Source organism: Pseudomonas sp. LBUM1669, from assembly GCF_059695705.1.
This window is the reverse complement of record NZ_CP166785.1, coordinates 145,378-157,322: the sequence shown is the minus strand read 5'-3', so window position 1 is coordinate 157,322 and position 11,945 is coordinate 145,378. Positions and strand designations below refer to the sequence as shown.

The 11,945-nt window shown below is 57.3% G+C and carries 6 protein-coding genes and 4 pseudogenes; 5 read left to right on the top strand and 5 right to left on the bottom strand.

Going from position 1 to position 11,945, the window contains the following annotated elements:
• Positions 1-84: 84 nt before the first annotated feature.
• Both ACA051_RS30690 and ACA051_RS30685 read right to left on the bottom strand, forming a co-directional pair.
• Positions 85-711 (bottom strand): TetR/AcrR family transcriptional regulator, encoded by a 627-nt coding sequence (locus tag ACA051_RS30690; protein WP_497376003.1) that lies wholly within the window; start codon positions 709-711, stop codon positions 85-87.
• 477 nt (positions 712-1,188) lie between these two features.
• A pseudogene (locus ACA051_RS30685) lies at positions 1,189-1,411 on the bottom strand (hypothetical protein); the annotation flags it as partial.
• 265 nt (positions 1,412-1,676) lie between these two features.
• Here ACA051_RS30685 and mexE point away from each other — a divergent pair.
• From mexE to ACA051_RS30665, 4 genes and pseudogenes are all read left to right on the top strand, one after another.
• Positions 1,677-2,930, top strand: a complete 1,254-nt coding sequence (gene mexE, locus ACA051_RS30680; RefSeq protein ID WP_497376001.1) for a multidrug efflux RND transporter periplasmic adaptor subunit MexE — start codon at positions 1,677-1,679, stop codon at positions 2,928-2,930.
• Positions 2,931-2,945: 15 nt separating this feature from the next.
• Positions 2,946-6,128: an efflux RND transporter permease subunit gene (locus ACA051_RS30675; protein WP_497375999.1), complete on the top strand. Its 3,183-nt coding sequence runs from the start codon at positions 2,946-2,948 to the stop codon at positions 6,126-6,128.
• Positions 6,125-7,546, top strand: coding sequence for an efflux transporter outer membrane subunit (locus ACA051_RS30670; protein WP_497375997.1), 1,422 nt, complete (start codon positions 6,125-6,127; stop codon positions 7,544-7,546). The genes ACA051_RS30675 and ACA051_RS30670 overlap by 4 nt, the downstream gene beginning before the upstream one ends.
• 120 nt (positions 7,547-7,666) lie before the next feature.
• Positions 7,667-8,421, top strand: a pseudogene (locus tag ACA051_RS30665) (IS630 family transposase); the annotation flags it as partial.
• Between the two features lie 6 nt (positions 8,422-8,427).
• Here ACA051_RS30665 and ACA051_RS30660 read toward each other — a convergent pair.
• The 3 genes and pseudogenes from ACA051_RS30660 to ACA051_RS30650 form a co-directional block, all read right to left on the bottom strand.
• A pseudogene (locus tag ACA051_RS30660) lies at positions 8,428-8,691 on the bottom strand (IS110 family transposase); the annotation flags it as partial.
• 402 nt (positions 8,692-9,093) lie between these two features.
• Positions 9,094-9,450: a DUF6572 domain-containing protein gene (locus tag ACA051_RS30655; protein WP_497375995.1), complete on the bottom strand. Its 357-nt coding sequence runs from the start codon at positions 9,448-9,450 to the stop codon at positions 9,094-9,096.
• A gap of 10 nt (positions 9,451-9,460) precedes the next feature.
• Positions 9,461-10,656: pseudogene (locus tag ACA051_RS30650) on the bottom strand (S-type pyocin domain-containing protein).
• Between the two features lie 129 nt (positions 10,657-10,785).
• Here ACA051_RS30650 and ACA051_RS30645 point away from each other — a divergent pair.
• A complete protein-coding gene (locus ACA051_RS30645; RefSeq protein ID WP_497375716.1) occupies positions 10,786-11,763 on the top strand; it encodes an IS5 family transposase in 978 nt (325 codons plus the stop codon).
• Positions 11,764-11,945: the final 182 nt, after the last annotated feature.

The window sequence follows — 11,945 nt, the reverse complement described above, 5'->3', positions numbered from 1 at the left end:
CAGGGTAATCAATGGCAGCGGTGGCACAAGCTTACCCTGACCCGGCATCACCGGAGCCTGGGCCCGGCAATCGGTGAGTCACTATTAACACACGGCGTCACCAGCATCCGGCGCGCAGCTATCCCACACACGCATAACTTGGCTGATGGCCGTATTCAGCCGGGAAAGCGGCACACCATCCCGAGCCTGCATGGATATTCCGATAAGGAAGGTATAGAACACTGCGCCAAGCGAGGTCGGATCAGTGATGCCTGCCAACTCTCCCTCTGTGATGGCGCGCTGCACACAAGCGTTCAGGCCCGCTCGTGTCGCGGAACGCTCCTTAGCCAGCGCTTTTTGGATATGTATATTTTCTGGCGAACAGGTGCTGGCTGAAAGCACCAGCATGCAACCTTGAGGGTGGCTGCGGTCTGTCTGCATCTTTGCCGAACGCCGCAAAGATTGCTCGATGGCATCTTTCGGTGGCAACGATTCATCCCAAAGGCCGACAACTACCTGCCCGTACATCTCGATATAACGCCCTACCACTTCTTGGAACAACACCTCCTTCGATCCGAAGGCCGCGTAAAAGCTCGGTGCGGAGATTCCCCCCATACCCTTCTTAAGCAGGGCGAGCGTGGTGGATTCGTAGCCGTGTTCCCAAAAAAGAAGCATGGCTTGATTGATCGCTTCATCTCGATCGAAGCTGCGGGGGCGACCCATTTTTGCCATGGATGTTTCTTTCTAAGACAGGAAATTAAAATATTAATCGATACCGAAGTGATTGACTAGCTGGGACGAACACCACTATATTTATACCAATCGATACGGATATATGTGAGCGCTCAACAATGAATAACACGGTTTCATCGTCAGTGCCGGGCATCATTTGCGCTCCTACAGCCGAAGCGCTTCCCCATGCGGGTTTGCTAGCTCTGGCAATGACCGGCTTCGTGGCGATGGTGACCGAAATCCTGCCGGCCGGCCTGCTACCGCAGATAAGTGAGGGGTTACGCGTATCCGATGCCATGGCGGGGCAACTCATGACCGTCTTCGCCCTTGGCGCACTTCTGACTGCTATCCCGCTGGCCGCCGTAACGAGAGGCTGGCGTAGACGGCCGGTTTTGCTGCTGGCAATCGTCGGCCTCATCATTTTCGACACCGTTACCGCACTATTAACCAGCTATGCATTGACATTAATCGCGCGTTACCGCTCTCAGGCTCGAAGAGCCGTGCGGCGGCGCCATCCGCTTCAAATCCCAGAAATTGCTTGTTTTGCAGCGCCGCCGAAGCGATCACGACCTGGCCGTTGTGGTACCACACGGGCAGCACACTCTTGCCGTCAGTGCCTTTGAGACCGAACACGGCCAGGGTGGCGCCTTTGCCATTAACCGCCGCCGAGGTCTTCCCACCATGTAGTGCGGCCTTTGAGCCTTGTTCGCATGTTTGTTGGTTTTTAATGAGCGGTATTTAACTCCATTGATCCGCCGCTTATGGGCATGCTTATGGCTGCCACTAGCGCTCACGTTGCAGTTCGCAAAGAACCAATACACTTTTACTCAAGAAAAATACGATGCCTAACAATAGTTCTTTCAGTAGGTCGAGTTCCGTCGCAATTACCACGGAATACACTTGTCCCGTTGACGGACTTTCGATGATGAGTGCCCACTTGCGCATATACATTGGCGGATGATTCCATGAAACAGTCACTCAAACATTTGCACTTCCCGTTGGCCATGTTGGCCGTACTGGTGATGAGCGCTTGCGGCAAGGCTCCAGAGACTCCCGCCGCCATGCCCGCAGCCAAGGTGAGCGTGGCCAAGGTGCTGGAGCAACCGGTCAACGAGTGGGACGAATTCACCGGGCGCCTCGAAGCGCCGGAAACCGTAGAAATTCGTCCACGGGTCTCCGGCCAGATCGATGAAGTGGCTTTCTCTGAAGGCGCACTGGTCAAGAAAGGCGACTTGCTGTTCCAGATCGACCCTCGCCCATTCCAGGCTGAGGTCCGCCGCCTCGAAGCGCTGGTCGCCCAGTCCCGCGCCAATGCCACCCGAAGCGAAAATGAAGCCCAGCGTGGTGAACGCCTGCGTACCAGCAACGCGATCTCCGCCGAGCTGGCCGATTCGCGCACCAGTACCTCCCAGGAAGCTCGCGCTGCCGTCGGTGCCCTCCAGGCGCAACTGGATCTGGCCAAATTGAACCTGAGCTTCACCCGCGTTACTTCGCCAATCAGCGGTCGCGTCAGCCGTGCGGAAATCACCGCCGGCAACCTGGTGACCGCCGATACCACTGCGCTCACCAGCGTCGTCTCCACTGACAAGGTCTACGCCTACTTCGACGCCGACGAGCGTGTCTTCCTCAAATACACCCAACTCGCTCGCCAGGGCAAACGCGGCGCCACGACGCCGGTGTACCTCGGCCTGTCCAATGAAGACGGCAACCCGCATCAGGGCGTGATGAACTTTGTCGACAACCAGGTCAACCCGAAGACCGGCACCATTCGCGGTCGCGCGGTGTTCGACAACAGTGACGGCGCCTACACCCCGGGTCTTTACGCACGTCTGAAACTGGTGGGCAGCGGCACCTACTCCGCGGTGCTGATCAACGACGAAGCAGTCGGTACCGACCTGGGTAAAAAGTTCGTACTGGTGATGGATGGCGACAACAAGACCGCCTACCGCTCAGTCGAATTGGGTCCGAAGATCGAAGGCTTGCGCATCGTGCGCAGCGGCCTGAACAAGGACGACACCGTCATCGTCAAGGGCCTGCAACGGGTGCGTCCTGGCTCGCCGGTCACCCCTGAAGTGATCCCCATGGCCACCAAGGAAACCCTCGCCGCTCTGGCTCAACAACGACAAACGTTGGAAGCCAGCAACCTGCCCCAAGTCGCACCTGCCAAGGTTGCGCCGGGTACGGTTGTGAAACTGGCTGCTGCGACTCCACGCGGTTAAGGGACGACAACTTCGATGAACTTTTCCCAATTCTTCATTTCACGGCCGATTTTTGCAGCGGTACTGTCGCTGCTGATCCTGATCGCCGGCGCCATCTCGCTGTTCCAGTTGCCGATCAGCGAATACCCGGAAGTCGTGCCGCCGACCGTTGTGGTCCGTGCCAACTTCCCGGGCGCCAACCCTAAAGTCATCGGTGAAACCGTGGCCGCTCCTTTGGAGCAAGCCATCACCGGCGTCGAGAACATGCTGTACATGTCCTCGCAGTCCACCGCTGACGGCAAGATCACCCTGACCATCACCTTCGCTTTGGGCACTGACCTGGACAACGCGCAAGTACAGGTTCAGAACCGCGTGACCCGGACCGAGCCCAAACTTCCCGAGGAAGTGACGCGCATCGGTGTCACCGTGGACAAGGCCTCTCCGGACCTGACCATGGTGGTGCACTTGACCTCGCCGGACAAACGCTACGACATGCTCTACCTGTCCAACTACGCCTTGCTTAATATCAAGGATGAGCTGGCGCGTCTGGGTGGCGTGGGTGACGTGCAGCTGGTCGGTATGGGCGACTACTCGCTGCGGGTCTGGCTCGACCCGAACAAGACCGCTTCGCGCAACCTGACCGCCACCGACGTGGTGACGGCGATTCGTGAACAGAACCGTCAAGTCGCTGCCGGTGCGCTGGGTGCGCCCCCTGCGCCGAATGCCACGGCGTTCCAACTGTCGGTCAACACCCAAGGTCGCCTGGTTTCCGAAGAAGAGTTCGAGAACATCATCGTTCGCTCCGGCGACAACGGTGAAATCACGCGCCTGAAAGACATTGCTCGCATTGAGCTGGGTTCCAGCCAGTACGCCCTGCGTTCGTTGCTGAACAATCAACCGGCGGTGGCGATCCGGATCTTCCAGCGTCCGGGCTCCAACGCAATCCAGATCTCCAACGAAGTTCGCGACAAGATGGCCGAACTGAAGAAGAGCTTCCCGGAAGGCATGGACTTCAGCATCGTCTATGACCCGACGATCTTCGTACGCGGCTCCATCGAGGCGGTGGTTCATACCCTCTTCGAAGCACTAATCCTGGTTGTGCTGGTAGTGATCCTGTTCCTGCAAACCTGGCGTGCCTCGATCATTCCGTTGGTGGCGGTGCCGGTTTCGTTAATCGGTACGTTTGCTGTGATGCACCTGTTTGGCTTCTCGCTGAACGCCCTGTCACTGTTCGGATTGGTACTGGCCATCGGTATCGTGGTGGACGACGCCATCGTGGTGGTGGAGAACGTCGAGCGAAACATCGGACTGGGACTGAAGCCAGTCGAAGCCACCAAGCGGGCCATGCGTGAAGTGACCGGCCCGATCATCGCCACGGCACTGGTGCTGTGTGCGGTGTTCATCCCGGCGGCGTTCATCTCCGGGTTGACCGGGCAGTTCTACAAACAGTTCGCCCTGACCATCGCGATCTCGACCGTGATCTCGGCCTTCAACTCGCTGACCCTGTCGCCAGCGCTGGCCGCGGTGTTGCTCAAGAGCCACGACGCACCGAAGGACCGCTTCTCCAAGGTACTGGACAAAATCTTCGGTGGCTGGTTGTTCCGTCCGTTCAACCGGTTCTTTGACAAGGCCAGTCATGGCTACGTCGGCACCGTCGGCCGGGTTATCCGCAGCAGCGGTATCGCCCTGCTGGTGTACGCTGGCCTGATGGTGTTGACCTACTTCGGTTTCGCCAACACCCCGACCGGTTTCGTACCCGGCCAGGACAAGCAATACCTGGTGGCCTTCGCACAGCTGCCGGATGCCTCGAGCCTGGACCGTACCGAAGACGTGATCAAACGCATGTCCGACCTCGCCCTGAAACAGCCTGGCGTGGAAAGCGCCGTAGCGTTCCCCGGCCAGTCGATCAACGGCTTCACCAACAGCACGAGCGCCGGCATCGTGTTCGTGACCCTGAAACCGTTCGACGAGCGTAAAGACCCGAGCATGTCCGCCGGTGCAATCGCCGGGGCCCTGAACGGCCAGTACGCGAACATTCAGGAAGCGTACATGGCGATCTTCCCACCACCGCCGGTACGAGGTCTGGGCACCATTGGTGGTTTCCGCCTGCAAATCGAAGACCGGGGCAACCTGGGCTACGACGAGCTGTACAAAGAAACCATGAACATCATTACCAAGAGCCACAACGTGCCGGAACTGGCTGCGCTGTTCACCAGCTACACCGTGAACGTGCCACAGGTCGATGCCGCCATCGACCGGGAAAAAGCCAAGACCCATGGCGTGGCCGTCAGCGACATCTTCGACACCCTGCAAATCTACCTGGGTTCGCTGTATGCCAACGACTTCAACCGTTTCGGCCGCACCTACCAGGTCAACGTCCAGGCTGAACAGCAGTTCCGTCTGGAACCGGATCAGATCGGTCAGCTGAAAGTGCGTAACAACAAAGGCGAGATGATCCCGCTGGCGACCTTCATCAAGGTCAGCGACACCTCGGGTCCGGACCGCGTGATGCACTACAACGGCTTCATCACCGCTGAAATCAACGGTGCGGCAGCCCCGGGCTACAGCTCCGGCCAGGCTCAGACAGCGATCGAGAAACTGCTCAAGGAAGAACTTCCAAACGGCATGACCTACGAGTGGACCGACCTGACCTACCAGCAGATTCTGTCCGGTAACACCGCGCTGTTCGTGTTCCCGCTCTGCGTACTGCTGGCGTTCCTGGTGCTCGCGGCCCAATACGAAAGCTGGAGCCTGCCACTGGCGGTGATCCTGATCGTACCGATGACCCTGCTGTCGGCCATCACCGGTGTGATTGCTTCGGGAGGCGACAACAACATCTTCACCCAGATCGGCTTGATCGTACTGGTGGGACTTGCGTGTAAGAACGCGATTCTGATCGTCGAGTTTGCCAAGGATAAACAGCAGGATGAAGGCCTCAGCCCGCTCGCCGCGGTGCTCGAAGCTTGCCGTCTGCGCCTGCGTCCGATCCTCATGACCTCCTTCGCGTTCATCATGGGTGTTGTGCCTCTGGTCTTCTCCAGCGGTGCCGGTGCCGAAATGCGTCACGCCATGGGTGTAGCGGTGTTCTCCGGGATGCTCGGGGTGACCTTCTTCGGTCTGTTGCTGACGCCCGTGTTCTACGTATTGATTCGTAACTTTGTGGAGCGCGGTGAAAAGCGCAAAGCGGCCAAGGCCCTGAAACTGGAGGCGCAACAATGAGCCTGAAAGCCTTCCTGCCGAGCCTTCTGGTACTGGCCCTGAGTGCCTGTGCCGTCGGCCCGGACTACAAGACCCCAGCCACTGAGCCGGCCAACATCACCACCGCCACCGATGGCGCTGCCGGTCAGAAGAACTTCGACCGCTCGCGTTTCGAAGGCATCTGGTGGCAGCAGTTCGAAGACCCGACCCTCAACCAGTTGGTGACTCAATCGCTGCAAGGCAACCGTGATTTGCGCGTAGCCTTCGCCCGCTGGAAAGCGGCTCGGGCGATTCGCGATGACGTCAGCAATGACGCCATGCCCACCATCACCAGCCGCGCCAGCAGTGATTTGGGCAAGGGTCAGATTCCGGGCCAGACCACCAAACGGGTCAACAGCGAACGTTACGACCTCGGCCTGGACATGGCGTGGGAGATCGACCTGTTTGGGCGTATCCAGCGCAACCTGGAATCCGCCGATGCCGAACAGCAGGCCCTCGAAGCCGATTTGTACCAACTGCAAGTCACCATGATTGCCGAACTGGTGGATTCTTATGGCCAATTGCGCGGCGCGCAATTGCGCGAAAAGATTGCCCTGGCCAACCTGAACAACCAGCAGGAGTCGCGCAAGATCACCGAAAGCCTGCGTGATGCCGGCGTCGGCGATCAACTGGACGTGGAGCGTGCCGATGCACGCCTCGCCTCGGTCGAAGCCAGCGTGCCGCAGTTGCAGGCCGAACAGATTCGGCAGAAAAACCGTATCGCCACCCTGCTGGGTGAGCGTCCGGACAAACTTTCCGTCGACCTGAGTCCAAAAGACTTGCCGGCGATCGCAAAGGCGTTGCCGATCGGCGATCCGGGTGAATTGCTGCAACGTCGCCCGGACATCCTCAGTGCCGAACGCAAACTGGCTTCCTCTACCGCCCGTATCGGCGTCGCAAAGGCTGATTTGTTCCCTCGGGTCAGCCTCAGCGGCTTCCTTGGCTTTACTGCAGGGCGTGGTTCGCAGATCGGTTCTGCGGCGGCCAATGCCTGGGCGCTTGGCCCGAGCATTACTTGGGCTGCGTTCGATCTGGGCAGCGTGCGAGCCCGTCTGCGCGGCGCCGATGCCGATGCCGAAGGCGCGCTGGCGACCTACGAGCAGCAAGTGCTGCTGGCGCTGGAAGAATCGGAAAACGCGTTCAGCGACTACGGAAAACGTCAGCAACGGCTGATCTCACTGATTCGTCAAAGCGAAGCGAGCCGTTCAGCCGCGGACCTGGCCGAGATTCGCTACCGCGAAGGCACCGTGGACTTCCTCGTCCTGCTGGATGCCCAACGTGAGCGTCTGGCGGCCGAAGATACCCAGGCCTCGGCGGAAACCGATCTTTATCGCGGCATTGTCGCGATTTACAAAGCCCTTGGCGGTGGCTGGCAACCAGAGACAGTCGCCAGCAAGTAAGTTTTTAAAGAGCTCCTTTGGTTGGCCGCAACCAACCAATTTTGCCCCGCGCCTCATTCGGTCGCGGGGTTTTTTTTGGCCTGTGCACATTGCTGGAGACATGCGAAGTGTAATTTTCAGATGCCAATACACCCTCTGGACATTACGCTTAGCCCCGAATAATTTGCCGAACTTAGCCGTCGCGTACGTTCCGCCACTATCAGTCAGCGGGATGGTCGTCGAGCCCGCGTCATCTTGTTAGCAGCGCAAGGATCAACGCGAGAAGAAATCGTACGATTAACTGGTTTCTCTCGCCCTACGGTCACCGACTGGTGCCAGCGTTTTCAGGCGCTCAGATTGGAAGGTCTGCTCGACAAGCCTGGCCGAGGACGCAAATCCCCTCTGCCTGCCGACACGATCCGCCGCGTGCTCGAACAGGTCACTCAACCGCGTATCGGCGAACCCCGCTGGAGCTGCCGAAGCATGGCCCGTGCCGGCGACATATCAGCGACCACCGTGCATAAACTCTGGGCGGCCAATGACTTGAAGCCTCATCTGACACGTACCTTCAAACTGTCAAACTGTCAAACGATCCGCAGTTCGAAGAAAAATCCTGGGATGTCATCGGCCTGTACCTAGCCCCGCCAGACAAGGCGTTGGTGCTCTGCTGCGACGAAAAAAGTCAGGTGCAAGCCTTGGAACGCACACAGCCTGGGCTGCCTCTGGGGATCGGTCATATCCAAACCAAATCCCATGATTACACTCGTCACGGCACGGTCACGCTGTTCGCTGCGCTGGATTATCTCCAGGGCAAACTGATCAGTAGCATTGAGCGCCAGCACCGGCATCAGGAGTGGTTGGCTTTCCTCAAGAAAATCGATAAGGAAACGCCCAAGATCAACATTTTTGTTACCTATGTTGAACGCTTTGACAAAGCGCGCCGGCATCAGCCTGACTTGGTGTCCTTGCTTCACCAACTCGCGCGCCCAGTGCTGTGAACCACCGCATGCCTCCATACCAATCAGGCATGGCGCCCGATTGGCAAAGTACGCGAGGAACCCGGTACGTTTGAGTGTCTTATTCACAATCTCTTCGTTTTCTATGTTCACGTGGTGCACTTGAAACAGAGATTTGGCGATGTCGATCCCAACTGGCATAAGCTTCATGAGGATTCTCCGGTTTGCCTGTGGAGCCCCTATGATCTACCTGTTTGGGCTCTTCGGTCTCTCTTGATGCGGCGGCCATGGAGAGTTTCTGCAATCTCAATAGCTCTTTGGATTTCTTGTGCAAGCTTCACGGGGACCTCCACGAAAACTATCTTAGGGCATATTTAGGGCATTTGCGGGGTCGCTATAGGCCGTTGCATGCCATGTGAGAACGTGCAAATGCTTGTGTTTAGCGGTCTATAGCGGCCCTATTGACTACTTGAATGGGTTCGAATCCCTATCTATATCCAGGTCGAGACGGCGACCGTTCTTCTAACTGCGGACCCTGCACGATGGCAGTGACCGGTCACATACTCTGTCGCATCCAGAAAACGGGGCCTGGTACTGGCAATGTTCCCTCGGTCACATGTTGCGAATGTCTTCATTCGCATCGAGTACGAACTCAAACCCAATACCCACTTCCTTTAGTGTCTGTGTAACGCGGTCTACGAAGAACTCCGCTTGTTCTGGTAGTTCGTACAGGCCGTTAATGCGAATGATGGGTAGCTTGCCTTTAGATGGTGGGTAACTCTCCAATATCTCGCCGCTTTCGATGAAGGCAATGTAGGTATTGATTTTCTCTTGCAGCAACAGCAGATGTTCACCCTGTTGGGCCTTGTCGCCCCATTTGAGGTGGTCGCTGATAACCAGAATTACGTTTTTGGGTTCCCACTCTGGTACGGCAATAATATCGACGACTTTCGTTTCTACAATGGACATGTCTGCTCCCTCAGAGGGGTGAATCAGGTCGAAGGATTTCGACTCTGGTGGGTGGTATTCTGGTGCCACCGGGGAAGCCGGGTTTCCCTTTGCCTACAACGGTTGCACCAGTTTTCTCAATTTCAGGGAAGGCGGCTTTCTGATTCTTGGTCAGTGGTGCGGTATCAGATGACTTGCATTCAACGCATGAAATCTCTCCGTCAGTGTCCCGGCCCATCATATCAAGCCGGGTCTTAACACCACTGTCGGTTTTAACCGTAACTTCCCGGGCGACTTCGGGTTTAGTCTCGCTGTACTTACCATAAGTCCTGTCTTCGAAGGCCTTGCCCTGCTGCTTGTTGTTCTCCAGCTGTGTGCTGAGCACAATATAGATTGGCTCAATGCCCGAGTCAGGGAACCAGATAATTGCATCTCGGAACTCAGGGGATGCGCAGGGTTCGCCAGCACCGTGTCAGATTGTGCAGTCGGCGGATACACCCACACCGGTGGTAACGGTGGGGCGCCTTCCAGTGCGGGAATACCCAGCACACCGTCAGGGCTTGCCGCTGGTGTCCAAGTGAGCCCAATCCCGTTGCCAAGGTCAGCGACAAATTTCTCACCGTCTTTCTCGCCCTTGATGACAGGGACCTTTTCCCAGTCCGTTTTACCGCCCGTGTAGAAGCCGTAAGCGTCAACGGAGCCATCCGGCAATGTCTTTACGTTGACACGGACACGGGTGCGGCCAGCTTCAAGCGTTGCGTATTGATCGTTGGTGTAGAAGGCGCTGTCGGGCGAAATGCTGGTGTTCGGTATCAGCATCCCAACGATGCCCGTGGCAAAGCCAGCAGTAACAACGCTTGATTCTTTCAACAGGCCCAGTGACAGCGATCCATCAAGACGTTGAGCAATTGCACTGCCAGTAGCAGATCCGCCTACCAGTTGCAGTGGGGTGCCTTGGGTGGTAATTGCAGCCCCGGTGGCCAGTACTGCCCACAGTCCGTAGTCGGCCAGTTTCTCAACGGGCACAAACCCGGCTGGGTTCTTGTGATTGATTACACCGTCAGGAAGGTTGCAGCTCTTGGCAAACACACAGCCCATCGTGTCTGGCTTGTCTTCCGGGTCCGGTGCCAGGTCTTTGTATTCCGCCCAACGCTGGGCGTGGGTATCGACAGGCTCGCCGCCGCTATAGTTATAGCCTTTCGGCGGGTTGGGTACATAACCGCTCATGCAGCGCCCTTGTTCGTCCTTGGAGGTTCCCGGCCTGAGGCGGGGGCAGAATGACGTTAAGGAAACTCTGAAAAAGACTTCCAGATCTGGTGAAATACTCGCCTGACACGAACACGACGGTTGAGCCCCATGAAACAGATGTCCTTCGCCGACGCCGAATATGCCGGCAAACGTAAGCAGACTCGCCGCGAGCGCTTCCTGATCGAGATGGATCAGGTCGTGCCCTGGAAGGGCTTGGTTACTTTGATCGAGCCGCATTATCCAAAGGGCGAAGGGGGTCGTCCGGCGTATCCGCTGATGGCGATGTTGCGGGTCCATCTGATCCAGAACTGGTTCGGCTACAGCGATCCGGCGATGGAAGAGGCATTGTACGAGACCACGATCCTGCGCCAGTTTTCGGGGCTGCACCTAGATCGGACTCCCGATGAAACCACGATCCTCAACTTCCGCCGCTTGTTGGAAAAACATGAGTTGGCAGGCGGGATTTTGCAGGTTATCAATGGCTATCTGGGCGACCGTGGCCTGCTGTTGCGTCATGGCACGGTGGTCGATGCGACGATCCTTCACGCGCCGAGTTCGACCAAGAACAAGGACGGCAAACGCGATCCCGAAATGCACCAAACCAAGAAAGGGAATCAGTACTTTTTTGGTATGAAAGCGCACATCGGCGTCGACGCTGAATCCGGCTTGGTGCATAGCCTGGTGGGCACGGCGGCCAATGTGGCGGACGTGACGCAGGTCGATCAGTTGCTGCACGGCGAGGAAACTTACGTGTCTGGTGACGCCGGTTACACCGGCGTGGACAAACGTCCCGAGCATCAGGATCGCAAGATGATCTGGTCGATTGCCGCCCGGCCAAGCAGCTATAAAAAGCATGGAAAAAAGAGCTTGATCGGTCGTCTGCGGCGCAAGATCGAATACGCCAAAGCCCAAGTACGCGCCAAGGTTGAACATCCGTTTCGGGTAATCAAGCGTCAGTTTGTCTATACGAAAGTGCGCTTTCGCGGCCTGATGAAAAATACCGCGCAACAGGCCACGCTATTTGCCCTGTCGAATCTGTGGATGATGCGAAAACGGCTGCTGGTTGTGGGAGAGGTGCGCCTGTAATCCGGGAAAAGCGCCTTGAAAAGGCGTCGTTCAAGGGTGAACGATGAGTTAAGAACAGGAAAGGTCTGATTTCTGACCAAACCAGTGTTTTTTGAACCTCTACCAAAGAGGGCATCAAAAATCGCTGACTACTTCAGACCTTCCCTAGCCGCCGCCCAGGTTCAAAACAGTCAGTCACATAT

Coding starts and splice junctions, on each gene's coding strand:
- ACA051_RS30690 (WP_497376003.1), bottom strand. CDS start 711: ATGGCAAAAATGGGTCGCCCCCGCAGCTTCGATCGAGATGAAGCGATC.
- mexE (WP_497376001.1), top strand. CDS start 1,677: ATGAAACAGTCACTCAAACATTTGCACTTCCCGTTGGCCATGTTGGCC.
- ACA051_RS30675 (WP_497375999.1), top strand. CDS start 2,946: ATGAACTTTTCCCAATTCTTCATTTCACGGCCGATTTTTGCAGCGGTA.
- ACA051_RS30670 (WP_497375997.1), top strand. CDS start 6,125: ATGAGCCTGAAAGCCTTCCTGCCGAGCCTTCTGGTACTGGCCCTGAGT.
- ACA051_RS30655 (WP_497375995.1), bottom strand. CDS start 9,450: ATGTCCATTGTAGAAACGAAAGTCGTCGATATTATTGCCGTACCAGAG.
- ACA051_RS30645 (WP_497375716.1), top strand. CDS start 10,786: ATGAAACAGATGTCCTTCGCCGACGCCGAATATGCCGGCAAACGTAAG.